General features: G+C 63.6%; 23 protein-coding genes. 12 read left to right on the top strand and 11 right to left on the bottom strand.

Features of this window, described 5'->3' with window-relative positions:
- The first annotated feature begins 23 nt into the window (after positions 1-23).
- Positions 24-1,043 carry an NAD-dependent epimerase gene (locus tag ACYG9Y_RS19965; protein WP_032923735.1) on the top strand — a complete coding sequence of 340 codons (1,020 nt, stop codon included), beginning with the start codon at positions 24-26 and terminating at the stop codon, positions 1,041-1,043.
- Positions 1,044-1,113: 70 nt separating this feature from the next.
- Here the strand turns inward: ACYG9Y_RS19965 and ACYG9Y_RS19960 are convergent, their stop codons facing one another.
- Entirely contained in the window at positions 1,114-2,010 is an 897-nt protein-coding gene (locus ACYG9Y_RS19960) for an AraC family transcriptional regulator (RefSeq protein WP_023738343.1), read from the bottom strand.
- 147 nt (positions 2,011-2,157) lie between these two features.
- On the opposite strand from ACYG9Y_RS19960, the gene ACYG9Y_RS19955 reads away from it, so the two are divergent.
- Positions 2,158-2,883 carry an SDR family oxidoreductase gene (locus tag ACYG9Y_RS19955; RefSeq protein WP_023682721.1) on the top strand — a complete coding sequence of 242 codons (726 nt, stop codon included), beginning with the start codon at positions 2,158-2,160 and terminating at the stop codon, positions 2,881-2,883.
- An 84-nt stretch (positions 2,884-2,967) separates the two neighbouring features.
- Here ACYG9Y_RS19955 and ACYG9Y_RS19950 read toward each other — a convergent pair whose 3' ends face one another.
- The 3 genes from ACYG9Y_RS19950 to ACYG9Y_RS19940 form a co-directional block, all read right to left on the bottom strand.
- Complete coding sequence (locus ACYG9Y_RS19950; protein ID WP_084014283.1) at positions 2,968-3,198, bottom strand: helix-turn-helix domain-containing protein; 231 nt, start codon at positions 3,196-3,198, stop codon at positions 2,968-2,970.
- A 22-nt stretch (positions 3,199-3,220) separates the two neighbouring features.
- Positions 3,221-3,967, bottom strand: coding sequence for an IclR family transcriptional regulator (locus ACYG9Y_RS19945; RefSeq protein WP_023738344.1), 747 nt, complete (start codon positions 3,965-3,967; stop codon positions 3,221-3,223).
- 268 nt (positions 3,968-4,235) lie between these two features.
- Positions 4,236-5,105 carry a helix-turn-helix domain-containing protein gene (locus tag ACYG9Y_RS19940; protein ID WP_023738345.1) on the bottom strand — a complete coding sequence of 290 codons (870 nt, stop codon included), beginning with the start codon at positions 5,103-5,105 and terminating at the stop codon, positions 4,236-4,238.
- Between the two features lie 92 nt (positions 5,106-5,197).
- Here ACYG9Y_RS19940 and ACYG9Y_RS19935 point away from each other — a divergent pair, with 92 nt between their 5' ends.
- Positions 5,198-6,742 carry a 4-hydroxyphenylacetate 3-hydroxylase N-terminal domain-containing protein gene (locus ACYG9Y_RS19935; protein ID WP_023738346.1) on the top strand — a complete coding sequence of 515 codons (1,545 nt, stop codon included), beginning with the start codon at positions 5,198-5,200 and terminating at the stop codon, positions 6,740-6,742.
- A 6-nt stretch (positions 6,743-6,748) separates the two neighbouring features.
- Complete coding sequence (locus tag ACYG9Y_RS19930; RefSeq protein ID WP_023667825.1) at positions 6,749-7,258, top strand: flavin reductase; 510 nt, start codon at positions 6,749-6,751, stop codon at positions 7,256-7,258.
- Between the two features lie 10 nt (positions 7,259-7,268).
- Here ACYG9Y_RS19930 and hpaR read toward each other — a convergent pair whose 3' ends face one another.
- Positions 7,269-7,664 (bottom strand): homoprotocatechuate degradation operon regulator HpaR, encoded by a 396-nt coding sequence (hpaR, locus tag ACYG9Y_RS19925; protein WP_023667826.1) that lies wholly within the window; start codon positions 7,662-7,664, stop codon positions 7,269-7,271.
- Between the two features lie 201 nt (positions 7,665-7,865).
- Here hpaR and ACYG9Y_RS19920 point away from each other — a divergent pair, with 201 nt between their 5' ends.
- From ACYG9Y_RS19920 to hpaH, 5 genes are read left to right on the top strand one after another with little or no spacing between them, the layout of a single operon-like run.
- Entirely contained in the window at positions 7,866-8,252 is a 387-nt protein-coding gene (locus ACYG9Y_RS19920; protein ID WP_023695203.1) for a 5-carboxymethyl-2-hydroxymuconate Delta-isomerase, read from the top strand.
- Positions 8,253-8,263: 11 nt separating this feature from the next.
- Complete coding sequence (hpaE, locus tag ACYG9Y_RS19915) at positions 8,264-9,781, top strand: 5-carboxymethyl-2-hydroxymuconate semialdehyde dehydrogenase (protein ID WP_023704724.1); 1,518 nt, start codon at positions 8,264-8,266, stop codon at positions 9,779-9,781.
- Positions 9,782-9,795: 14 nt separating this feature from the next.
- A complete protein-coding gene (gene hpaD / locus ACYG9Y_RS19910) occupies positions 9,796-10,776 on the top strand; it encodes a 3,4-dihydroxyphenylacetate 2,3-dioxygenase (RefSeq protein ID WP_023704725.1) in 981 nt (326 codons plus the stop codon).
- A 29-nt stretch (positions 10,777-10,805) separates the two neighbouring features.
- Positions 10,806-11,681 carry a fumarylacetoacetate hydrolase family protein gene (locus tag ACYG9Y_RS19905; protein WP_023738348.1) on the top strand — a complete coding sequence of 292 codons (876 nt, stop codon included), beginning with the start codon at positions 10,806-10,808 and terminating at the stop codon, positions 11,679-11,681.
- On the top strand, positions 11,675-12,484 hold the full coding sequence (hpaH, locus tag ACYG9Y_RS19900) for a 2-oxo-hept-4-ene-1,7-dioate hydratase (protein ID WP_023749145.1): 810 nt from the start codon (positions 11,675-11,677) through the stop codon (positions 12,482-12,484). Before ACYG9Y_RS19905 ends, hpaH begins: the two co-directional genes overlap by 7 nt.
- A gap of 17 nt (positions 12,485-12,501) precedes the next feature.
- Here hpaH and ACYG9Y_RS19895 read toward each other — a convergent pair whose 3' ends face one another.
- The 6 genes from ACYG9Y_RS19895 to ACYG9Y_RS19870 are packed head-to-tail and all read right to left on the bottom strand — an operon-like array spanning position 12,502 to position 18,953.
- Entirely contained in the window at positions 12,502-13,533 is a 1,032-nt protein-coding gene (locus ACYG9Y_RS19895; protein ID WP_023738349.1) for a phosphotransferase enzyme family protein, read from the bottom strand.
- The gene (locus ACYG9Y_RS19890) at positions 13,530-14,837 is read right to left on the bottom strand and encodes an aminotransferase class III-fold pyridoxal phosphate-dependent enzyme (protein ID WP_023738350.1); all 1,308 of its coding nucleotides are present in this window, start codon (positions 14,835-14,837) and stop codon (positions 13,530-13,532) included. The genes ACYG9Y_RS19895 and ACYG9Y_RS19890 overlap by 4 nt, the downstream gene beginning before the upstream one ends.
- A gap of 33 nt (positions 14,838-14,870) precedes the next feature.
- On the bottom strand, positions 14,871-16,220 hold the full coding sequence (locus tag ACYG9Y_RS19885) for an aminotransferase class III-fold pyridoxal phosphate-dependent enzyme (protein ID WP_023738351.1): 1,350 nt from the start codon (positions 16,218-16,220) through the stop codon (positions 14,871-14,873).
- 20 nt (positions 16,221-16,240) lie between these two features.
- Positions 16,241-16,903, bottom strand: coding sequence for an HAD family hydrolase (locus ACYG9Y_RS19880; protein WP_023738352.1), 663 nt, complete (start codon positions 16,901-16,903; stop codon positions 16,241-16,243).
- Positions 16,900-18,183 carry a Tm-1-like ATP-binding domain-containing protein gene (locus ACYG9Y_RS19875; protein WP_023738353.1) on the bottom strand — a complete coding sequence of 428 codons (1,284 nt, stop codon included), beginning with the start codon at positions 18,181-18,183 and terminating at the stop codon, positions 16,900-16,902. The genes ACYG9Y_RS19880 and ACYG9Y_RS19875 overlap by 4 nt, the downstream gene beginning before the upstream one ends.
- On the bottom strand, positions 18,183-18,953 hold the full coding sequence (locus ACYG9Y_RS19870) for an IclR family transcriptional regulator (protein ID WP_023738354.1): 771 nt from the start codon (positions 18,951-18,953) through the stop codon (positions 18,183-18,185). Before ACYG9Y_RS19870 ends, ACYG9Y_RS19875 begins: the two co-directional genes overlap by 1 nt.
- Positions 18,954-19,119: 166 nt before the next feature.
- On the opposite strand from ACYG9Y_RS19870, the gene ACYG9Y_RS19865 reads away from it, so the two are divergent.
- The 3 genes from ACYG9Y_RS19865 to ACYG9Y_RS19855 all read left to right on the top strand — a co-directional run bounded on the left by ACYG9Y_RS19865 (position 19,120) and on the right by ACYG9Y_RS19855 (position 23,308).
- The gene (locus ACYG9Y_RS19865) at positions 19,120-20,568 is read left to right on the top strand and encodes an APC family permease (protein ID WP_023738355.1); all 1,449 of its coding nucleotides are present in this window, start codon (positions 19,120-19,122) and stop codon (positions 20,566-20,568) included.
- Positions 20,569-20,630: 62 nt separating this feature from the next.
- Positions 20,631-21,824, top strand: coding sequence for a cytochrome P450 (locus tag ACYG9Y_RS19860; RefSeq protein ID WP_023738356.1), 1,194 nt, complete (start codon positions 20,631-20,633; stop codon positions 21,822-21,824).
- On the top strand, positions 21,821-23,308 hold the full coding sequence (locus tag ACYG9Y_RS19855) for an aldehyde dehydrogenase (RefSeq protein WP_023738357.1): 1,488 nt from the start codon (positions 21,821-21,823) through the stop codon (positions 23,306-23,308). Before ACYG9Y_RS19860 ends, ACYG9Y_RS19855 begins: the two co-directional genes overlap by 4 nt.
- The last annotated feature ends 2 nt before the right edge of the window (positions 23,309-23,310 follow it).

Genomic DNA, 23,310 nt, shown 5'->3' with positions numbered 1-23,310 from the left:
TGAAATTAACGCTAGGATATGCAGTGACATCAAGCAGGCCGATACTGATCACCGGTGCAGCCGGGTTCATAGGGTTTCATCTTTGCCTGAGGCTGCTTGCCGAAGGACGCCAGGTTATCGGCCTCGACTCCATGAACGAGTATTATGACGTCAGCCTGAAGCAGGCTCGTCTCGAGCGGCTGAAAGCGTTTTCGAATTTTTGTTTCGAGCATGCCGATCTCACGGAGCGGGACCGTATTTCGGAGCTCTTCCTCTCGGCCGCGCCGGAGGTTGTCGTCAATCTCGCGGCGCAAGCCGGCGTACGTTATTCGATCAGCAATCCGCACGCCTATGTGGAAAGCAACCTCAGCGGCTTTGTCAACATCCTGGAAGGATGCCGGCAGGCCTCCGTCGGCCATCTGGTCTATGCATCGTCGAGTTCGATTTATGGCGGCAGCACCCGCATGCCGTTTTCCGTGCACGATCCGGCGGACCATCCGCTCAGCCTTTACGCCGCAAGCAAGAAGGCGAACGAGCTGATGGCGCACACATACAGCCATCTGTTTCGACTGCCGACCACCGGGCTGCGTTTTTTCACCGTCTATGGTCCGTGGGGGCGGCCGGACATGGCGCTGTTCATCTTCGCCAAGGCTATCCTCGCCGGCGAGCCGATCGAGGTCTTCAACTATGGCAACATGCAGCGGGATTTCACCTATATCGACGACATTGTCGAAGGTATTATCCGCGTCATGCAGCAACCCGCGACAGCCAATCCTGAGTGGAAAAGTGTCGCGCCAGACCCAGCGACCAGCAACGCACCGTTCAGGATTCACAACATCGGCGGCAATTCGCCCGTTCAACTGAACCGATTGATCGAGGTGCTCGAAGACGCGCTGGGACGCAAGGCAAACCGCAACCTCAGGCCACTTCAGCCAGGCGACGTTCCGGCAACTTTCGCCAATGTCAGCTCGCTCGAGGAGGCGACCGGCTTCAAGCCCAAAATCCCGATCGAAATAGGGGTTCCGCGCTTTGTCGAATGGTACCGGGAGTTCTACCGATCATGATCGGACGCTTCGCCACCTGGAGGCGGCTGGCTCCTGACCAGCCATGGCTGGCGCATGCCGCTCGGAAAACTCAATAAGCCGCAGCCGAACTGGGTGTCGCCTGAAGGCGGTCAATATCTTTCCGGGGCGGCGCACCGAACAGGCGACGATATTCTCGGCTGAACTGCGAAGGGCTGTCATAGCCCACCGCGAACCCGGCCGTGCCTGCGTTTGCGCAGCCGGCAAGCATAATCCTTCGCGCCTCCTGCAGGCGCAGCTGCTTCTGGTATTCGAGCGGGGTCATGCGCGTAATCGCCTTGAAATGGGCATGAAGGGACGACGCGCTCATGCCTGATGCCGCCGCAATGTCTTCGATGCGCAGTTGTGCCTGGAAATGATTGCGGATCGTGGCGATGGCGCGGCTGACCTGGTTCAGGTGGCTGTCCACCGACGCCATCTGGCGAAGCGTGTCACCGTGCGGTCCGGTGAGGAGCCGGTAAAGGATTTCGCGTTCGATCAGCGGCGCCAGCACGGTGATGCTCTCGGGGCGATCGAGCAGCCTTACAAGCCGACAGGCGGCATCAATCAGGTCGGGGTCACTTGGATAGGCAGCTAACACCGGCAGATCCCTGCTGGGGGATGCACGTCCTTCTTTCACAAGCAGTTCGGCCAGCGCGGTGGAATCAAAATCTATCTTGCAACAGAGGTAGGGCGCCGCCGGGCTCGCCTCCAACACATGCCCGACCAGCGGCAGGTCGACCGAGACGAGCAGGTAGCTCGATGCGTCATAGACCACGCTCTGGTCGGCCAGCGAGACGCGCTTCGATCCTTGGGCGATTATGCAAAGCGACGCCTCGTAGACCGCAGGCACGGGTGCACTGGGCTGGTTGGCGCGAATGAGCGACAGCCGCGGCACCGCAGTGCCGGCCATGCCAGATTTCGGCGCAAAGCGGGTGATCAGCTCGGCGAGTTCATTGATTTTCTCCATGCCGCATAAATCTTCATGGCGCGAAATGTTGCAAGGCATTTTGAGTTCATTTGGAGGATCGTGCAAACTCTTTGGACGATCACGCTACCGCCCTTTGCCGGTTCGCCGCCATCTATCTCCCCGACACCGCAGCGAAAGGAAACGATCATGACGGGACTTAAAGACAAGGTTGTACTCATCACCGGCGCCTCCAGCGGCATCGGCGAAGCGACGGTTCGGGAACTTGCCGGTGCCGGCGCCAGACTGTTCATCGGGGCCCGCCGCACCGAGCGGCTCAAGGCGCTGGCCGCAGAAATAGGCAAAGGCGTCGCGTGGCGCGAACTCGACGTGACTGACGCGGCGAATTTCGACGCCTTTGCCGATGCCGCTCATGCCGAATTCGGGCAGATCGATGTGCTGGTCAACAATGCCGGCGTCATGCCGCTGTCGCCGCTTGCCGCGCTGAAGCGCGATGAGTGGTCTCGCATGATCAATGTCAACATCGGCGGCGTGCTGAACGGGATCGCCGCGGTGCTGCCGCGCTTCGTCGCCCAGAAGAATGGGCATATCGTCAATGTCGCCTCGGTCGGTGCGCATATCGTGCTGCCCACCGCGGCGGTCTATTGCGGCACGAAATATGCCGTCTGGGCAATCACCGAGGGGCTGCGGCAGGAGCATGACGACATCCGCGCCACGATCATCTCCCCCGGAGTGACCGCAACCGAACTGGGCGACGATATCAGCGATCCTCAGGTCGCCACGGCTCTGAAAGAATGGCGGCAGAAGTCGCTCACACCGGACGCCATTGCACGGGCGATCCGTTTTGCGCTTGATCAACCCGATGGCGTGGACGTCAACGAAGTGATCGTACGGCCAACCGCTGCCAATATGTAGAACTTGCTGCCGGATGCCGGCTTTCGGCGAGCTAGGGCGCTCTCCGAGATCCGGCAAACGGCCCACCCCTCAATGCACCCGCCCTCAGCCTCTGGCGCAACTTCCGCGGGCCACATCGTACCGGCTCTCGAACGCGCGCGAAAAATGCGCACTCGAATTGAACCCCCAAGCAAAGGCGATTTCCGAGATCGTGGGCGACGCTCGGGCGGGCGACAACAATTCTTCCTTGCTGCGCTCCAGCCGCCTGTCCCAGACGAAGCGTTCCGGTCTCGCGGCAAGGCCGGTGCGCCGCTGGGAACTTAACCCGCTAATCATCTCCCCTGCGACGGTAGAGATGTCAGGCTTCGCCGGCCAGGCGCGCTGAAATCAGCCGCGCCGCCTTGATCACCGCTTCGCCCTGGCTGGCCGCCATGCTGTCATCGGCGCGTGACACAGGCGAGGCCACCGCCAGAGTGCCTAAAGGACGGCCATCGGAGCCGAGGATTGCCGCGGCTATGCTGTGGACGCCTTCTTCATAGCCTTGGGAGCTCGAGGAATAGCCGCGCTTGGCGGCAAGCCGGATCGCCTTCATCAGCCTGTCGGGCTGCGTCACCGTGTGTGGCGTGAAGGTCGGCAACGGCTTGTCGACATAGGCCTCGGCCGCTTCCCGAGGCGAAGCGGCGAGAAAGGCGATGCCGGAGGCGGTGCCGTGCAAGGGCAGCACCTGGCCGACATCGACATTGACCCGGTTGGCCTTTGCCGACAGCTCGACATGGACCGTCAGCAGTGCGCCGGCGCTGAATTCCGACAGATGCACCGTCTCGCCGGTTTCCAGCGCCAGCTCGCGAACCACAGGTGCTGCCACGCGCACGAAGGGAAAATGCGCGTCGCGAAAGCGGGCCAGCCGCGACAGGCCGGCGCCGAGCCGGTAGCGGCGGCTTGCCGGCTCTTGTTCGATCAGGCGGTGGTCGGCCAGCGCCATCAGCAGGCGCCGCGCCGTCGCCTTGTCGAGGCCGGTTTTGCGGGCGAGCTCGGACAGGCCGATCTCCGGTTCGCCGAGCGTGAACTGCTCCAGCAGCGATATCGCTTTGCCGACTGTGCTCATCGTGCATCCTCAAGATACTTCGCATGGGACGAAAGCCAATCCACCTTGCAGTCCGCTCATAGCACATCAAACGGTGGTTCAAATAACGAACCGTTTGGAAGCGACAAAAAACACCAGCAAGTTTCGCGGCGACATCAATCTCGATGCGCCGCGCCGTGCGCGGGGTAATGCTGCGCGGCAACACCTATCAACAGGTGGATCAACTCGGCGGCGCTGCGCCTAGCCGGCGTGTCGGCCCAAACGCCTGATCCTGGCCGGCGCGGAAGCTTCAACTCTGCCCCAGCTGCGCGCGGCGCCAGGCGGCGGGCGCCTGGCCAACCCGCTCCCGGAAGAAGCGTGAGAAATAGGCCGGATCTTCGAAGCCGATTTCGTAGGCGATGTCCTCGACGGTGCGCACGGTGAACAGCAGCAAGCGCTTGGCCTCCAGCAACCGTCGCTCCCCCATGAGTCGCTTGACGCCGCTGCCAAGCACCGTATGGGCGGCCTTGTCGAGAAGATGCGGTGTCGTGGCCAGCGCCCCGGCGTAGCGGTCGACGGGCCAGTTGTCGCGGAAATGCGCATCGACCAGGCGGCGCAAGCCGCGCGCCAATGCAGCATCGGAAGAGCCAGTGGCATCCATTACCTCGGGACCAAGGCGCGCGATGTGCGAGAGCGCGACGGCAATCAGCGCCGGCAGGGTCTTGTCACTCCCGGCCTGCGCCTCGGCATATTCCGTGGCGATCATCTCCAGCACCGCCGCAAGCCTTTTCCACGCGACGTGCTGAGGAAGGCTATCGGCAAAGACCGGCCGGTCCAATGGCAGCAGGCTGTGAGCGGCTATTGCCGCAAGCGCATCATCGGCGACCGAAACGACGATGGCGTCGGTGCCGGGCCCGATCGAGAAGCCATGCACGATGGTGCTCGGCACGAAGCTGACGGCCGGTGCCGAAAAGTCCCAGGATTGGTCTTCGATGCGGTAGGTGCCGGAGCCGCTGGTCCAGTAGGTGATCTGGCCCATTTGCGGATGCTTGTGCGCGGCAACCTGGCCGAGATGAATATTGCCGCGCGCAAGCACCGTCTCGACATGCAGGAAGCCGACATCGAGCGGCCGCACCGGCTCGCCATAGACAAAGAAATCAGGAATGGAATTGAGGCTCATAGCGCCGGAAAAAGTCCAATCGGTTTTGCCGTTACGTCCTAACCGATCCTTGCCAGGAGCGCTAGAGTTGATGCCATAAGTGGAGGAACATCATGCGATCGGAAGACTTTCGTGCCGACAATGGGCGCCCGTTCACCGGGGCCGAGTATATGGGGAGCTTGCGCGACGGCCGCGAGGTCTACATCAACGGCGAGCGCATCGCCGATGTCACCACCCATCCGGCGATGCGCAATTCGGCGCGGTCGCTGGCGCGCCTCTATGATGCGCTGCACGATCCCAAGCGGCAGGGCACGCTGACCTCGCCTACCGATACCGGTTCGGGCGGCTACACCCACAAATATTTCCGCGTCGCCAAATCCTCCGGCGAACTCGCGGCCCAGCAGACCGCGATCGCCGAGTGGTCACGCATGTCCTATGGCTGGATGGGCCGCACGCCCGATTACAAGGCGGCACTGATGAACACGCTCGGCGCCAATGCCGACTGGTACGGCCCGTTCAAGGACAATGCGCTCGCCTGGCACAAGCGTGCGCAGGAAGCCGTGCTGTTCATGAACCACGCCATCGTCAACCCGCCGATCGACCGCCACAAGCCGGCCGAACAGGTGAAGGATGTCTTCGTCCACATCACCAAGGAGACCGACGCCGGCATCTATGTCTCCGGCGCCAAGGTGGTGGCGACGTCCTCGGCGCTGACCCACTACAATTTCCTGGCGCAGAGTTCGGCGACGGTCACCGAAGATCCGTCGCTGTCGGTCATGTTCATCGTGCCGATGAATGCGCCGGGGGTAAAGATGTTCTGCCGCGTCTCCTATGAGCAGACGGCCAACACGGCGGCGGCTCCGTTCGACTATCCGTTGTCGTCGCGCTTCGACGAGAACGATGCCATCCTGGTGCTCGACAATGTCTTCATCCCCTGGGAGGACGTGCTGGTGCTGCGCGAGGCGCAGAAAATCCTGTCCTTCCATCCGGCTTCGGGCTTCATGCATGGCTATTGCTTCCAGGGCTGCACACGCTTTGCCGTCAAGCTCGACTTCCTCGCCGGCCTGCTGGCAAAGGCGCTGCGCGCCACCGGCGGCGATGCCTTCCGCGGCAACCAGGCGGCGCTGGGCGAGGTCATCGCGCTCAGGCACATGTTCTGGAGCTTTTCCAACGCCATGGCCTACAATCCGATCCCCTGGGCGAATGGCGCTGTCCTGCCCAACCTGGAAGCAGCCCTTGCCTACCGGACTTTCATGTCGGAAGCCTATCCGCGCGTCATCGACACGGTGCGCCGGGTGATCGCCTCCGGCTTGATCTACCTGCCGTCATCGGTGCGCGACTTCAACAATCCCGAGATCGACAAATACCTCGCGCAGTATGTGCGCGGTTCCAACGACATGGGCCATGTCGAGCGCATCAAGATCATGAAACTGTTGTGGGACGCGACCGGCACCGAGTTCGGCGGCCGCCACGCGCTCTACGAACTCAACTATGCCGGTGCGCCGGAAGAGGTGCGGCTGCAGGTGCTGAAGGGCGCCGAACGCGGCGGCCGGCTGAAGGCCATGGAAGAACTGGTCGATACCTGCATGGCCGACTATGACGAGAATGGCTGGACGGGAGATACCTGGCTCAATCCGCTCGCTTCATCGGCGGGGTGATGTCAGATGGCCACGCAGATTTCGAAGGCCGATTTCCGCGACGCCATGGCAAGGGTCTGCGCGCCGGTCAACATCGTCACGACAGATGGCCCGGCCGGGCGCGGCGGCTTCACCGCCACCGCCATGTGCAGTGTGTCGGACGAACCTCCGACACTGCTGGTGTGCATGAACGGCCGCTCGACGCAGGCGGCCATGTTTCTCGCCAACCGGCGCTTCTGCGTCAACGTGCTGACGCATGACCATATGCACCTGGCCGGCAAGTTCGCCGGCGCGACCAGGGACATGGAGGCACGCTATTCGGCGGCGCGCTGGCAAACGCTGACCTCGGGGACGCCAGCGCTGTCCGATGCGATCGTCAATTTCGATTGCGAGATCGAGGATGTGCACATCGTCGGCACGCATAATGTCATGATCGGCCGCGTTATCGACGTCAGGCACGGCAGCGGCGGCTCGGCCTTGCTCTATGTCGACCGCAATTACACGCAGCCGACGCGGCTTGGCAGCTTTGGCGGCTGAGCCGCAGCAATCAGCTCTCGCCGGCGATCAGGCTCTCCAGCAGATCGAGCAATTGCTCGAGCCTCTCATGTCCGAAGCGCTGTTCGATGTCGCGGTAGATGACGAGGCGTTCCGGCGACAAGGCATCGATCAGGGCGGAACCCGCCGGGGCGATCGTCAGCACGACACGGCGGCCATCGCCTTCCGCCTTGTTGCGGGTGATGAATTTTCGGCCCTCGAGCGTCTTGATGATGCGTGTCAGGCTGGGCGGCAGCACCGAAGCGCGATCGGCAAGTTCCGTCGCCTCGACAGCGCCGGCCTCGCTCAGAACGCGCAGCACGCGCCATTGCTGTTCGGTCACATCATGCGCCGCCAGCATTGGACGAAACCGCGCCATCACCACTTCGCGGGCATGGAGCAGCGCCATCGGCAGAGAACGACGGGTGTTTTCAGGCAGCAAGAAGCAGCGTCCCCAATGATGCGGGCGGTCGGCGGGACCGCACGCCAAAACTTGACCTTTCCATCCCGTATCGTCGCCTCAACTTGGATGCAAGGCTTGACTTCAGTGATGCTGCATGTAATTAACGCGTTAACTACAGCAGTGGAACAATACGGGGAGCGAGACGCGGTGCCTCACTTTTCCATCGAGTATTCGGCCAACCTCGATGCCAAGGTCGACATGAGCGAATTGTGCGCGCTGGTGTTGCGCACCGTGCTCGGCACCGGGCTGTTTGAAACCGGCGCGGTGCGGGTGCGGGCCTTCCGCGCGGAGGCCTATGCGATCGCCGACAGCTTACCGGAAAACGCCTTTCTCGACATGTCGTTTCGCATTGGAACCGGCCGCAGTGCCGAGGACAAGAGACGAACCGGGGAGGCGGTCTTCTCCGCCGTGAGCGAATACCTCGCCCCCCTGTTCGAGACCCCGCATTTCGCTCTTTCCCTGGAGATCAGGGAAATCGATCCGGTCCTGAGCTGGAAGAAAAATGCAATCCACCCGCGACTGCGCGGCAAGTGACGGAAGCTGATATGTCCGACCTCGAAGGCAATCTGAAAAAGGCCGAGGCCTATCTGGCCCGTTTCAAGCGCGACGGCGTGCTGAACCAGATCGGCGGCGAAGCGGTGCCGGCGGTGGATGGCTCGACCTTCGAGGCCATGTCGCCGGTCGATCTCAAGCCGCTGGCCAAGGTCGCGCGTGGCAGCGCCGCCGATATCGACCGCGCCGCCAAGGCGGCAAAGGCGGCGTTCCCGGCCTGGGCCGCCATGCCGGGCGACGGGCGCAAGAAGCTGCTGCACAAGATAGCCGATGCGATCGAAGCGCGCGCCGAGGAGATCGCCTTCGTCGAGTGCATGGACACCGGCCAGGCGCTGAAATTCATGGCCAAGGCCGCGCTGCGCGGCGCCGAGAATTTCCGCTTCTTCGCCGACCGCGCGCCGGAAGCGCGCGACGGCGAGACGCTGCGCACGACAGGCCAGGTCAACATCACCACGCGCGTGCCGATCGGCCCGGTCGGCATCATCACGCCGTGGAACACGCCGTTCATGCTGTCGACATGGAAGATCGCGCCGGCGCTGGCGGCAGGCTGCACCGTCGTCCACAAGCCGGCCGAATTTTCGCCGCTGACCGCTCGCCTGCTGGTCGAGATCGCGAAGGAGGCCGGCCTGCCGAAAGGCGTGTGGAACCTGGTCAACGGCCTCGGCGAGCACGCCGGCAAGGCGCTGACCGAGCACCCTGACATCAAGGCGATCGGTTTTGTCGGTGAGAGCCGCACCGGCTCGATGATCATGAAACAAGGCGCCGATACGCTGAAGCGCGTGCATTTCGAACTGGGCGGGAAGAACCCGGTGATCGTCTTCGCCGACGCCGATCTCGAACGTGCGGCGGATGCGGCCGTGTTCATGATCTACTCGCTCAACGGCGAACGCTGCACCTCATCGTCGCGGCTTCTGGTCGAAGCCTCGGTCTACGACACATTCACGGATCTGGTTGCGGAGAAGGCAAAGCGCATCAAGGTTGGCCATCCGCTCGATCCCAAAACGGTGGTTGGTCCGCTGATCCATCCGGTGCACGAGGAAAAGGTGCTTTCCTATATCGAGATCGGCAAATCGGAAGGCGCGGTGGTAGCCGCCGGCGGCGGCAAGTTCGCCGGTCCGGGCGGTGGCTGCTATGTCAGCCCGACGCTGTTTACCGGCGCCACCAACAGGATGCGCATTGCCCAGGAAGAGATTTTCGGGCCGGTGCTGACCGCCATTTCCTTCAAGGACGAGGCCGAAGCGCTGGCGCTGGCCAACGACACCCAATACGGCCTGACCGGCTATCTCTGGACGTCGGATGTTACCCGCGCCTTCCGCTTCACCGATGCGCTGGACGCCGGCATGATCTGGGTCAATTCGGAGAATGTGCGGCATTTGCCGACGCCGTTCGGCGGCGTCAAGAATTCCGGCATCGGCCGCGACGGCGGCGACCATTCCTTCGATTTCTACATGGAGACGAAGAACATCGCCTTCGCCACTTCAGCGCACACGATCCAGAAACTCGGCGGCTGACCGGAGGACATCGCATGCCACTGCCCAAACCAAACCTCTATCCCGCCTTCAACATCGTGCGCCTCAGCCATGTCGAACTGGCGGCCACCGACCTTGCGAAATCCCGCGCCTTCTATGTCGACACGCTCGGCCTGCAGGTTACCGACGAGACATCGGACGCCATCTATCTAAGGGCCCTGGAAGAGCGCGGACACCACTGCATCGTGCTGAAGAGGGCCGGCAGCGCCGAAGCACGCGATCTCGGCTTCAAGGTTTTCTCGGATGAGGATCTCGACAAGGCCGAGCACTTCTTCAAGGCAAAAGGCCTGCCGGTCGAGTGGGTCGAGCGACCGTACCAGTCGCGCACCTTCCGCACCCGCGACCCGCACGGCATTCCGCTCGAGTTCTTTGCCCAAATGGAAAGGCTGCCGCCGATTCATCAGAAATATGCGCTCTACAAGGGCGTGAAGCCGCTGCGCATCGACCACTTCAACTGCTTCTCGCCCAATGTCGACGAGTCCGTCGCCTTCTACAACGAGCTTGGCTTCCGCGTCACCGAATACACCGAGGATGCCAGTAGCGGAAAGCTGTGGGCGGCCTGGACGCACCGCAAGGGCGGCGTCCACGACATCGCCTTCACCAACGGTGTGGGTCCGCGCCTGCATCACGTCGCCTTCTGGGTGCCGACACCGCTCAACATCATCGACCTGCTCGATCTGATGGCGACGACGGGTTACCTCGCAAATATCGAGCGCGGCCCCGGCCGGCATGGCATTTCCAACGCCTTCTTCCTCTATGTCAGAGACCCGGACAATCACCGCATCGAGATCTACTGCTCGGACTACCAGACGGTCGATCCGGATCTGGAGCCGATCAAGTGGGACCTCAAGGACCCGCAGCGCCAGACGCTGTGGGGCGCGCCGGCGCCGAAAAGCTGGTTCGAGGAGGGCAGCACCTTTGCCGGCGCGGCCGCACGCCAACCGGATTTGACGGCGTCGCCGATCATCGCACCGTGACCACAGACGCGAACCTGACGGAGACCGGGATGACTGCACCTGGGCGGCTCGCCACCTTCACCGTCGGCGGCAAGACGCGCTATGGCGCGGTCACAGATAAGGGCGTCGTCGACCTGTCGGCGCGGCACAGCCAGTGGCCGACGCTGCGCGAAGTGATCGAGGCCGGCGTGCTACGGCGGCTGGCGGAAGAGGCCGAAGCCTACGCCGTCGATTTTCCAGTCGGCGCCATCGCTTATGAAATCCCTCTGCCGTCGCCGGAAAAGATCATCTGCGTCGGCGTCAACTACCCGGACCGCAACGAAGAGTACAAGGACGGCCAGGCCGCGCCTTCCAACCCGTCGCTGTTCATCCGCTTCCCCCGCTCCTTCGTCGGCCACGACGCGCCGCTGGTGCGGCCGCCGGAATCGCCGCAGCTGGACTATGAGGGCGAGATCGTCATCGTCATCGGCAAGGGTGGACGACGCATCGCCGAGAGGGATGCGCTTGACCATATCGCGGCACTATCCCTGTGCAACGAAGGCACCATTCGCGATTGGGTACGGCACGCCAAGTTCAACGTCACGCAGGGCAAGAATTTCGACCGCACCGGCTCGCTCGGTCCGTGGCTGGTGCCGTTCACCGACGAGGCGCAGATTGCCGACATCGCGCTGACCACCCGCGTCAATGGCGAATTGCGCCAGCAGGACCGCACCAGCCGGATGATCTTCTCGTTCCGCAAGATCATCGCCTATGTCTCCACCTTCACCACGCTGGTGCCAGGCGATATCATCGTCACCGGTACGCCGACCGGCGCCGGCGCCCGCTTCGACCCGCCGATCTGGCTGAAGCCGGGCGACGTGATCGAAGTCGAAGCCGACGGCATCGGCGTGCTCCGCAACGGGGTCGTCGACGAGGCAGCATCGTGACCCCCGAGCAAGTTGAAGATGCCGCGGCAAGGCTGTTCGAAGCCGAGCGTTCGCGCCGCCAGATCCGTCTGCTCAGCCTCGATTTTCCCGACGCGACGATGGAGGATGCCTATCGCGTCCAGGCAGCGCTGGTGAAACGCAAGACCGATGCCGGGCTGACCCCGAAGGGCTGGAAGATCGGCCTGACATCGAAGGCGATGCAATATGCGCTCGCCATCGACACGCCGGATTCGGGCGTGCTGTTCGACGACATGTTCTTCAACGACGGCGCGACGATACCCGTCGGCCGCTTCATCCAGCCGCGCGTCGAGGCCGAGATAGCCTTCGTCATGAAGGCGCCGCTGAGGGGCCCAGGCGTGACCATCTTCGACGTGCTCAACGCCACCGATTATATCACGCCGGCGCTCGAAATCCTCGACACGCGCATCGAACGCGTCAATGCCGAGACAAAGAAGGCGCGCACTTTCTTCGATACGATTTCCGACAACGCCGCCAATGCCGGCATTGTCGTCGGCGGCCGGCCGCAACGACCCGATGAAGCCGATATGCGCTGGATCGGCGCCATCGTCTCGCGCAATGCGGAGGTCGAGGAGACCGGGCTTGGCGCAGGCGTGCTCAACCATCCGGCGATGGGCATTGCCTGGCTGGCGGACAGGCTCGCCCGCTACGGCATGTCCATCGCGGCCGGCGAGGTGGTGCTGTCCGGATCGTTTGTGCGCCCGGTCGAGGCGCGGCCCGGCGATACCATCGTCGCCGACTTCGGCAGCTCGGGAACGGTCAGCATCCATTTCGCCAAGAGCTGACGGCTCTCATCGGCTCGTCAGTTGGGCTGTTCGCCGCGCAGGTAGTCAATCACCACATCGGCTGCGATGGTCGACATCCGCAAGCCGACATCCCTGGTGATGTCGCCTTCGACGCGGCTTTGCACCCAGCCAAGAAAGGCGAAGGCACGCAACGCGGCGAATAGAGGCAATGCGGCGATGTCCTGCGGGATCAGCGCACGCTCTTGCTGGTAGCCGTCAAGCAAAGCGGTTTCGATCAGCGGGTAGATCGCCTCCTCGCGGTTCTGATAGAGGGCGACGGCAAGGTCGTACATGTGCCAGCCATGGCCGCAATCGTCGAAATCGATGATGCGCACCGCGCTGTCATGGATGAGCACATTTTCGCGCACCAGATCGGCGTGGATGATGCCGAAATTGCACGCGCTGCGCTCATGTTCCGACAGCGCCTTCACTGCCTTGTCGCGCGCCTGCAAGACCAGCGCGCGGCGAGGACCATCGAGAAAGGGCGAGGTCTCGAACCGGCCCCAGACCGGGTTCGCACCGAAGAAGCCGTCGAAGTCCCAGGCATGGCGGACGAAGCCCGCGGGCGGCGTCCACGAGGCAGTGACATTGTGCATATGGGCGATGGTCCGCCCGATCGCCGTGAAGATCTGGATCGACTGGTCGGCCGTGTGGGCCAGTGGCACGCCGCGTGCGCCCACGGCGCGGCCCTCCAGCCAGCTCAGGCAATCGGCCTGCCGGGGCTGCGCCGAGGTGGCCGTTCTGACAAGCACGAACGGATCGCCGGCCTGTGTTGCGACGCAAGACGGCGTGGCGACGCCGGCGGATTGCAGGAAGCCCATCCATTGCAGTTCCGAACGCAGCGCGGCGTCCGTGTGGTAGCCGAGCCGGTGGATGCGCATGGCTGCCGGCTGGCCATCCGGCAGCCGCACGCGGAAGACGGCGTTCTCGCGGTGCTTCAGAAGTTCCGGCTCAGAGTTGCGGACGCCCCAATGTTCGAGCGCACGCCTGGCGAGCTCCGTGACATCGGCTGCCGTTTCGGGCTCGGATTGGGTGGAAACAGGATTCACGCCGGCACTCCGCCGACTTCGCCCAGCACCTCGTCCAGCAGGCCGATCAGGAAGTCGGCATTGTCACGCGAGAACGGCATGGGCGGGCGGATCTTGAGCACATTGCCGTGGATGCCGGTCTTGCCCATCAGCACGCCGCGATGGCGCATGCGATTGGCGACCTGCTCGGCAATGTCGGGCGCCGGTTCGCGCGTGTCGCGGTCGTGGACCAGCTCGGCGCCGAAGAACAGTCCGGCCCCCCTGACCTCGCCGATGCACTCATGCCGATCGGCCAGCGGGCGCAGCAGGCCAAGCGCATAGGCGCCGACGTCTTGCGCGTTGGCGACAAGGTTTTCCTGTTCGATGACGTCGAGGACGGCATTGGCGACCGCGCAGGAGACCGGGTTGCCGCCAAAGGTGTTGAAGTAGCGGAAAGCGTCGCGGAAGGTCGCCAGTATCTCCTTGGTGGTGACCACGGCCGCGATCGGATGGCCATTGCCCATCGGCTTGCCCATGGTGACGATGTCGGGGACGAAGCCGGCGCGCTGATGGCCCCAGAAATGGCTGCCGGTGCGGCCGAAGCCGGGCTGCACTTCGTCGGCGATGACCAGACCACCGGCTTCGCGCACGGCCGCCAAGGCGTCGTCGAAAAATCCGGTGGGCAGAGCCGGGAAACCTTCATTGGCGAGCAGCGGACACAAGATGATGCCAGACAGGCCAATGCCGTCCTGTGCCAGCGAAGCGATCGCTTGACGCACGGCGTCGCCAAAGGCCTTGCCATTGGCCATCGCATCGGGATGGCGATAGCTGTCGGGGGCCGGCACCAGCCTGACATGGGGGGCGCGGCCGCGGATCGGAGGCATGCGCGTGCTGAGCTGCGAAACCGCCGCCGTGTTGCCATGATAGGTGGCGTCGGTGGCGATGATGCCCATATTGCCGGAGGCGGCCTGCGCCATGCGCAGCGCGATGTCGTTGGCCTCGCTGCCGGTACAGGTCAGGATTGCGGTGGCGAGGCTTGCATCGAAGGTCGCCGTCAGCCGCTCGACATAGTCGAGAATTGCGGTGTGCAGATAGCGTGTGTGGGTGTTGAGCAGGCTTGCCTGACGGCACAAGGCCTCGACCACATGCGGGTGGCAATGGCCGACATGGGCGACGTTGTTGTAGGCATCGAGATACTTGCGGCCGTCGGCATCGTAGAGCCAGACGCCTTCGCCGCGCACCAGGTGCACGGGCTCGTCGTAGAACAATTGCGATTTCGCGCCGAGCAGGCGGGCACGCCGCTTGACGAGCGCTTCCTCGCTCGGGTTCTTCTCAGATTGGGTCATTGCGTACCAAACTCCATTGCGTCAGCGGGTCCATCAGGTTCTCGACAGACCTGCATCGATGGCCTCGCCGATCTTTGCCACGTCGGCGGCGCCGATGATCAGCGGCGGCGACAGGATGATGTTGTTGCCGGACACGCGCAGCATGACGCCGGCGTCATAAGTGGCTTCCGAAACCACGGCCATGGTCTTCTTGTCCACCGGCTTTTTCGTCGTGCGATCGGAGACCAGCTCTAGCGCAGCCATCAGGCCCTTGTACCTGATGTCGCCGACGATCGCGTGCTTGGCTTTTAGCCCCTCCAGCGTCGCCGCGAGCTCGATGCCGCGCGCGGCTGCGTTCTCGTCCAGGCGAAGCCGCTTGGTCTCGGCAAGTGCAGCCAGCCCTGCCGCGCAGCCGACAGGATGGCCGGAATAGGTATAGCCATGACCGATCGCCCCGAAGCTGGTCTTGTCGGCCTCGAAGACGTCGGCGACCTTGGCGCCGATCAAGGTGGCGCCGAGCGGGAAATAGCCCGAGGTGATCGCCTTGGCGATGGTCATGAAATCCGGCTTCACGCCGGATAGCCGCGAACCCGACCAGGCGCCGGTGCGACCGAAGCCCGTGACCACCTCGTCGGCGATCAGCAGGATTTCGTGGCGGTCGCATATCTCGCGCACCAGCGGCATGAAGCTGTCATGCGGAACGATGACGCCGCCGGCGCCGAGAACCGGCTCCATGATGAAGGCGGCAATGGTGTCGCCGCCCTGGAAGGCGATCTCATCCTCCAGCGCTTTGGCGCACAGTTTGGCCAGCCGCGCCGGATCGGTCTCATCGAACGGATTGCGGAAGGTCCAGGGTGCGGGAATGTGGAAGACGCCGGGCATAAGCGGCTCATAGTTGCGGCGGAAATTGGCGTTGCCGTTGACTGACGCGCCACCGAAATGGGTGCCGTGATAGCCCTTCTTCAGCGCGAGGAATTTTGTCCGGTCGCCCTGGCCGCGGATCTTCCAGTATTGGCGGGCGAGCCGCAGTGCGGTTTCGACCGAATCCGAGCCGCCCGAGGTGAAGAAGGTCCGCACCATGCCTTCCGGTTCGAACCATTCGCTGAGTTCGTAAGCGAGCTCGATCGACGGGCCGGTCGACGTGCCGCGAAACCCGGAATAGTAGGGCAGGGCGCTGAGCTGGTCGGCGATGGCCTTCTTGATGGGGTCGCAGGAGTAGCCGAGATTGACGTTCCACAGTCCGCCAACCGCATCGAGCACGGTGTTGCCGTCGATGTCGGTGACCATCACGCCTTCGCCTTTCATGATCACCTTTGGCGGGTTGGCCCGCATCTCGGCCGGGTGTGCCATCGGATGCCAGATCGGCTTGGCGTTTTTCTCGGTGAGGAAATTGATGTCGCGCATCGCAAGGCTCCGCAAATGTCTCAGGAGATGAGGTCGAAATGGCCGAGGGCCTCGGCATAGGAAAGTGCCGGCCGCGCGACGTCGAAATGAACGGTGCGCATGCCGGCGGCACGGCCGCCATCGACATTGCGCTGCTGGTCGTCAACGAACACACAGGCGCGGGCAGGCAGGCCAAGCGCCTCGGTCACCAAGGCATAGGCGCGCGGATCGGGCTTGAGGATGCGGGTATAGGTGGCGTCGACGATGGTGTCGAACAGCTCGAGCAGCGGCAGCCGCTGACGGAAGCCGGCGCCATAGAACAGATCTAGCTCGTTGGACAGGATCGCCAGGCGAAATCCCGCCGCATGCACGGTCCGGATGGCGCGGACGGCTTCGGGCCGCACGATCTTTTCCGGCTCGGCTCCGCGTGCGCGCTGGACGAATGTCTCCATCGCCTGCCAGTCCTCGCCGACGAGCCGGCCGACTTCGCTGGTGCGGGTGCGCCAATAATCGCGCTCGCTGATCTCGTCGGCCTGCATTGAGCGCCACAGCGGATCTGAATCCGGGTCGAACGGCCCGTACCATTGCAGCGTTCCCGGCGCGAGGCCGAGCGCCTGTTCGGTCAAGGCATGGGTCTCGAAAAGGGTCCGGGTGACGACGCCGCCGAAATCGAGGACGAGCGCCTGGGCAGGAACAGCGCTCACGCAGCCACTCCCTTGGCCGGCATGCCGCGCGGGATGATGCCTTCCTCGACCCAGCGGTCGAAGATTTCGAGCGCCTTGCCGACGAACTCGTCGCTGTTAATGTGGGCGTCGATCTCGTGGAACTCGACGCCGGCGGGAATGGCCTTGCGCATCTCATCGGTGAACGCCGCGAGGGCTTCGGGTTCGTACAGCGGCTCGCCCTGCGCATCCCATTCCTGGATGCCGCCGGAGGGCAGGATGAAAGCGGAGCGCCCCTTCGACGCACCGAGCTTGGCGGCGATGGTCCTGGCGACTTCACGGCGGTCGGCGGCATCGACGGTAATCGAGCCGATCAACCTGTTATGAGCATGGAATGGCCGCTGCGCGAACTTTGTCGGCAGCGCCTGCCAGGTCGGCAAATCGACCATGTCTACGGCGCCAGGGGCTGCGATCTGCGGAATGCCGCGGGCGCCGGCATTCTCGAGCCGGTCGGCGCCGGAGCTGACGACCGAGCCGGCAAGATGATTGGTGATCTCCTGCAGGCTGAAGTCGAACACCGCGCAGAAATGGTCCTGGCTGGCGATCGATTCGAAGGCCCGGCCGCCCATCCCGGTGGTGTGAAAGACCGCGACATCATAGCCGCGCTGCTCCAACGCCGGCTTCAGCGTCTTCATATAGCGCAGGCAACTGCTGCCCAGCGAAGTCATGCCGATGGTCGGTCCGACCGCCGGGGCCGAAGCACGGGATGCAAGCACGATCCTCGCCGCACCGACGACCGCGCCGCAGGCCTGGGAAAGGACCAGCTTGCAGATGGTGTTGAGGCCGTAGAGCCCGCCTGCCCACAGGATCATCATCAGGTCGGGCGCGACACGCTCGGGCGGAATGAGGTGCGAGTAGGCGATGGTCGAGACGACGAATTTCGGCACGCCGAGCGGCAGGCACAGCGCGACATCGAGCGCCAAATCGGTTCCCATCGAACCACCGATGGCGATGAAGGCGTCGATCTCGCCGCGCTGGTGAAGCTGGCGCACCAGCTGAACGGCGCCGACGGCCATCAATGTCATGGCGGTGTTTTCATCGCCGCTCGAGACGATTTCGGCCATCGTCACGCCAGCGGCCCGCGCAACGGCATGCTTGTCGTGATCGGGACTATAGGCGGGGTCGCCCAGCACGCTGACATCCATCATCACGGCGCGGCCACTGGATGCCTCGATACACGCTTTCATGAACAGCAGTTCGTCGGTCTTGGTATCGCCCGTGCCGATGACCAGGATGCGGGGCGTCGCCATATCTGCAGACATCAGGCCTGCCTCCTCAGGGTTTGCAGGTTTTCGCCATTGAGGCGCATCGAAATCTCCCGTGCTGCGGTCACAACCGCAAGCCCTCGTTCCACGATCGTAGCCGGTGTCGTCCTGGCCTTCGGGGCTGCCACCGCAATTGTCCCCAGCGCAAGACCATCGGCGGCGCGGATTGCAGCCGCGACGCCGATCACGCCGTCCTCATGGCCCTGGTCGCAGATCGAATAGCCGCGGTCGCGCGCCTCGCCGATCGACTTTGAAATGGCGGCCGGCTCGACGAGGGTATGATCGGTGAAGGCCTCAAGCGAACCTGTCAGGCATGCTTTCACGGTCGCGTTGTCGGCGAAGGCGAGATAGGCGATGCCGGAGGCGGTGGAATGCAGCGGCAGAAGCTGGCCGACATCGATGTTCACCCGGTTTGCCCAGCTTGAATGCTCGACATGGACGGTGATCAGCCTGTCGACGCCGAATTCCGACAGATGCACCGTCTCGGTTGTCGAACCCGCCAAATCCTGCGCCACGGGAATTGCCGTTGGCAGGAACGGGAAGCAGGCTTCGCGGATACGCGCCAGCCGCGACAGGCCGGCGCCGAGGCGATAGTGCCGCGTGCCGGCATCCTGCTCGACGAAGCCATGGCCGCCCAGCGCCGTCAGCAGCCGCCGCGTCGTCGCCTTGTCCAAGGCGCACCGCCGCGCGAGATCGGAAAGTCCGAGCTCGGGCTCGTCCGCCGTGAACAGCTCCAGAAGTGAAATCGCCTTGCCGACCGTACCCATCCAGCCTCCCGCTCGGATAGAAACTTAATGTGTGAATTAACTTGACAGGCATCCGCATTCTTTGCAAGTCTATATTCAAAATAAGGGTTCAAATAATGAACCGATGGCATTCAGGGAGCAGGCCGAGCGGCCGCGAACCCACGGGTTCGTAAAACTGGAGGGACAAATGTCAGCAGTTTCGGAACAGGCGCCCGCCAACAGGCTGCGCAAGAACAGTCTTGGCGTCGGCGCTATCACCTTCATGGTGATTTCGGCGGCGGCGCCGCTCACCGCGGTCGCCGGCGGCACGCCGCTCGGCATGCTTATGGGCAATGGGGCGGGCTTTGCCGGAACCTATCTTATCGTGACCGTGTTGCTGCTGCTGTTTGCGGTCGGCTACGTCGCCATGTCGCGCCATGTCGGCAATGCCGGCGCCTTCTATGCCTATGCCGCGCGCGGGCTCGGCGGTTTTGCCGGCGGCGCAACCGCAATCATCGCGATCCTGTCCTACAACGCCATGCAGATCGGGGTCATGGGCCTGCTGGGGGCCGCGACCGCCGGCCTGTTCGCCGGCTGGGGCATCGACCTGCCCTGGTGGGTGTGGAGCTTCATCGCCGTCGCCATCGTCGCGGTGTTGGGCTACCGCCAGGTCGACCTGTCGGCCAAGATCCTGACGGTGCTGGTGCTGTGCGAATACATCGTTGTGCTGGTGCTAGACCTCGCCATCCTCAATACCGGTGGCGACAGTGGTCTCTCGGCGGCGCCGTTCAGCTGGAGCCAGATCGTCAGCGGCTCGCCCGCCATCGCCATCCTGTTCTGTTTCGCCGCCTTCATTGGTTTCGAGGCGACGACGATCTACGCCGAGGAAGCCCGCGACCCCAAGGTGACCATTCCGCGCGCCACCTATTTCTCAGTGTTGCTGATCGGCGTCTTCTACATGGTCACGGCCTGGCTGATGGCGGTCGGCGCCGGCGTCGACAAATTGTTGCCCGCACTGCAGGCGCTTCAGGATCCGACGACTTTCCTGTTCGGCCTGTCCGACCGCTACGCCGGAACCATGCTGTCGCACGCCATGGGCATCCTGTTCGTGTCGAGCCTGTTTGCCGGCGTGCTGGCGTTCCACAACGCGGTTGCCCGCTACATCTACGTCTCGGGCCGCGAGAAGCTGTTGCCTGAAGCGATCGGCGTGACGCATTCAGTGCACCAGAGCCCGCATGTCGCTTCCGTCATCCAGAGCGTGTTGGCCGCGATCGTCATCGGACTGTTCGCGGTACTCGGCCTCGATCCGGTGCTGGCGCTGTTTTCCTGGCTGACCAATGTCGCGACGCTGGGAGTCATCGTCATGATGGCGGTGGCCTCGCTCGCCGTGGTGATGTACTTCCGCGCCAACCCGTCGACGCAGGAGAATGCGCTGAAGACCACCATCCTGCCTGGGCTGGCCTTCATCGCTTTCGTCGTCATCATCTACCTGATCGTCATTAATTTCGGCAGCCTGTCCGGGGCCGGTGGCTTCCTTGGCGTGTTCCTGCCGGGGCTGGTGCTGATTGCCGCGGTGATCGGCCTGCTGCTTGCCGGTGCGTTGAAGAGCCGGGATCCGGTTGCCTTCGAAAATCTCGGCGTGCCGCTGAAGGACTAGGACAAAGGACAAGGGGTAGCGCGTTCGGCGCCGCCCCTTTCCATCGCAAGGGAGTAACGGCGTTGAGCTTTGCCGAGAGCATCACCGTTGAGGCGCTGGAAGCCGATCCGTATCCGATCTATGCGGAACTGCGGCGCAGTGCGCCTGTCGCTTTCGTGCCGGCGGTCAATCTCTGGTTCGTCACCCGCTGGAAGGACGTCGAGACCGTCGCAAAGTCACCCGACATCTTCTCCGCCGTCGTCGGTACGTCTCCGGTCGAACGCTCGTTCGGCAAGCCGACCATCCTGACCACCGACGGCGAAACGCATAGACAGCTGCGCCAAGGCGTCGATCCGAAATACCGGCCGCGCACCGTCGCCGCCTATGCCGGCGACCTCGTGCGGTCGATTGCCGAACCTTTTCTCGACCGGATCGCCGAACAAGGCTCCGCCGAGCTGATGGCGGATTATTTCGAGCCGGTGTCGACGCTCAGCCTGGCGCGCTCGCTTGGCCTTGCCGACATCGACATGCCGACGCTGCGCCGCTGGTTCTATGGCCTTGCGCAGGGCGCCATCAATTTCGAGAACGACCCAAAACGGCAAGAGATCGCCGACGCGATCAGCGCCGAGGTCGGCGCAGCCATCCGGCCGACTCTGGATAGACTGGCGCGCGCCCCCGACGGCTCGGCGCTGTCGCATATGCTGCATGACGGCATGCCGGAAGGCACGACGCGGCCGATCGATTTCTTGATGCCGAGCATCAAGGTCATTCTGCTTGGCGGCATGCAGGAGCCCGGACATGGTGCCGGTTCGATCCTCGCCGGCCTGCTTGCGCATCCCGAACAATTGCGGCAGGTGCTCGCCGATCCCGAGACCTTTGTGCCCAGGGCTGTCGATGAAGGCTTGCGCTGGGTGGCGCCGATCGGAACCCAGACGCGGCAGACGACGCGGGCGGTCGAGCTTGGCGGCGTAACCATCCCTGCCGGCGCCGCGGTCGCTGCACTTGTCTCCTCGGCAAGCCGCGACGAGAGCCGCTTTGCCGATCCAGACCGCTTCGACATCAACCGCAGGGAAGGTAATCATGCCGCCTTCGGCTTTGGTCATCATTTCTGTTCGGGCCGGTTTTTCGCGCGCGAGCAGATGTGCCTCGCGTTAAGGCTGCTGCTCCTGCGCTTCCCCGATCTCAGCCTGGTGCCGGGCAAGGTGCCGGTGTTTCGCGGCTGGGAATTCCGTGCGCCAACCACGTTGTATGTTTCCCTGGGAGTCCGCCATCAATGATCAGCCAGAATGCCATCGACGCGCTGCGCAAGACGGAGATCGGCGAGCGGGGCTTGTTTATCGATGGCGTACAGGCCGCAGCGACGAGCGGCGCGACACTGGCGGTGATTTCGCCGATCGACGGCCGCCCTTTTTCCAGCATCGCCGACGGCAATGCGGCCGACATCGATCGCGCGGTCCGATCGGCGCGAAAAGCATTCGAGAAGGGTTCATGGTCGCGCGCCGCCCCTGCCTTCCGCAAGAAGGTGCTGACGAAATTTGCCGAGCTGATCGAAAAACATGTCGATGAGCTGGTCGTGCTTGGCGTGCGCGACAACGGCACCGAGATCGGCATGGCCTACAAGGCCGAGCCGCTGTCGGCGGCCGGCACCATCCGCTACTACGCCGAGGCGATCGACAAGGTCTATGGCGAGATCGCGCCGACGGCCGACAATGTGCTCGGGCTGATCCACAGGGAGCCACTCGGTGTCGTCGGCGTCATCGTGCCGTGGAACTTCCCGCTGATGATCGGTGCCTGGAAGATTGCGCCCGCACTGGCCACCGGCAACAGCGTCGTCGTCAAGCCGCCGGAGATCGCCTCGCTGACCTTGCTGCGGCTGGCCGAACTCGCAAGCGAGGCTGGACTTCCCGAAGGCGTGTTCAACGTCGTTACCGGTCATGGTGCTGTCGCCGGCGAAGCGCTTGGCCTCCATATGGATGTCGACGCCATCGCCTTTACCGGATCGGGGCCGGTCGGCCGGCGGCTGCTCGAATACTCCGCCCGTTCCAATTTGAAGCGGGTCTTCCTCGAGCTTGGCGGCAAGTCGCCCAACATCGTCTTTGCCGACGCTCCGGACCTGAAGCAGGCGGCGGTCGTCTCGGCTAACGGCATCTTTCGCAATTCAGGCCAGGTCTGCGTGGCGGGCTCGCGTCTGCTCGTCCAGTCGTCGGTCTATGATCTTTTCATGGACGAACTTGTCTCGGCAACCACGCGGCTCAAGGTCGGCGACCCGCTCGATCTCGCCAGCGATATCGGTGCGGTATCGAGCGCCGAACAGCTGGACAAGAACCTCGGCTTCGTCGCCATGGCGCAAGCCGAAGGCGCCCGTCTCGTCGCCGGTGGCGAACGGATACTGACCGAGACCGGCGGCAGCTACATGGCGCCGACGATCTTCGAGAACGTGACGCAAGAGATGCAGTTGGCGCGCGAGGAGGTGTTCGGACCGGTGCTCGGCGTGATGCGCTTCGAGACCGAGGAGGAGGCGGTGCATCTGGCCAACTCCACTGTCTACGGACTTGCCTCGGCGGTGTGGACCGCCAATCTTTCCACGGCCCATCGCATGGTGCGCGCCATCAACGCCGGTGTCGTCCACGTCAACACCTATGGCGGAGCCGATATCACCGTGCCGCTTGGCGGCGTCAAACAGTCCGGTTTCGGCCGTGACAAGTCGCTGCATGCGCTGGAGAAATTTGTCGACCTCAAGACCGCCTGGATTGCGCTCTGAGC

The sequence above is a fragment of the Mesorhizobium sp. W050 genome (assembly GCF_054719535.1).
The sequence above is the reverse complement of the archived record's forward strand: the minus strand, read 5'-3'. Positions and strand labels throughout refer to the sequence as shown.

Excerpts from the sequence above, each read along its gene's own strand:
- ACYG9Y_RS19905 (WP_023738348.1), top strand. The coding sequence starts at position 10,806 with ATGACTGCACCTGGGCGGCTCGCCACCTTCACCGTCGGCGGCAAGACG.
- ACYG9Y_RS19945 (WP_023738344.1), bottom strand. The coding sequence starts at position 3,967 with ATGAGCACAGTCGGCAAAGCGATATCGCTGCTGGAGCAGTTCACGCTC.
- ACYG9Y_RS19930 (WP_023667825.1), top strand. The coding sequence starts at position 6,749 with ATGGCCACGCAGATTTCGAAGGCCGATTTCCGCGACGCCATGGCAAGG.
- ACYG9Y_RS19865 (WP_023738355.1), top strand. The coding sequence starts at position 19,120 with ATGTCAGCAGTTTCGGAACAGGCGCCCGCCAACAGGCTGCGCAAGAAC.
- ACYG9Y_RS19885 (WP_023738351.1), bottom strand. The coding sequence starts at position 16,220 with ATGCGCGACATCAATTTCCTCACCGAGAAAAACGCCAAGCCGATCTGG.
- ACYG9Y_RS19870 (WP_023738354.1), bottom strand. The coding sequence starts at position 18,953 with ATGGGTACGGTCGGCAAGGCGATTTCACTTCTGGAGCTGTTCACGGCG.
- ACYG9Y_RS19855 (WP_023738357.1), top strand. The coding sequence starts at position 21,821 with ATGATCAGCCAGAATGCCATCGACGCGCTGCGCAAGACGGAGATCGGC.
- hpaD (WP_023704725.1), top strand. The coding sequence starts at position 9,796 with ATGCCACTGCCCAAACCAAACCTCTATCCCGCCTTCAACATCGTGCGC.
- hpaR (WP_023667826.1), bottom strand. The coding sequence starts at position 7,664 with ATGGCGCTGCTCCATGCCCGCGAAGTGGTGATGGCGCGGTTTCGTCCA.
- ACYG9Y_RS19935 (WP_023738346.1), top strand. The coding sequence starts at position 5,198 with ATGCGATCGGAAGACTTTCGTGCCGACAATGGGCGCCCGTTCACCGGG.
- ACYG9Y_RS19875 (WP_023738353.1), bottom strand. The coding sequence starts at position 18,183 with ATGTCTGCAGATATGGCGACGCCCCGCATCCTGGTCATCGGCACGGGC.
- ACYG9Y_RS19955 (WP_023682721.1), top strand. The coding sequence starts at position 2,158 with ATGACGGGACTTAAAGACAAGGTTGTACTCATCACCGGCGCCTCCAGC.
- hpaE (WP_023704724.1), top strand. The coding sequence starts at position 8,264 with ATGTCCGACCTCGAAGGCAATCTGAAAAAGGCCGAGGCCTATCTGGCC.
- ACYG9Y_RS19960 (WP_023738343.1), bottom strand. The coding sequence starts at position 2,010 with ATGGAGAAAATCAATGAACTCGCCGAGCTGATCACCCGCTTTGCGCCG.
- ACYG9Y_RS19890 (WP_023738350.1), bottom strand. The coding sequence starts at position 14,837 with ATGACCCAATCTGAGAAGAACCCGAGCGAGGAAGCGCTCGTCAAGCGG.
- ACYG9Y_RS19940 (WP_023738345.1), bottom strand. The coding sequence starts at position 5,105 with ATGAGCCTCAATTCCATTCCTGATTTCTTTGTCTATGGCGAGCCGGTG.
- ACYG9Y_RS19950 (WP_084014283.1), bottom strand. The coding sequence starts at position 3,198 with ATGATTAGCGGGTTAAGTTCCCAGCGGCGCACCGGCCTTGCCGCGAGA.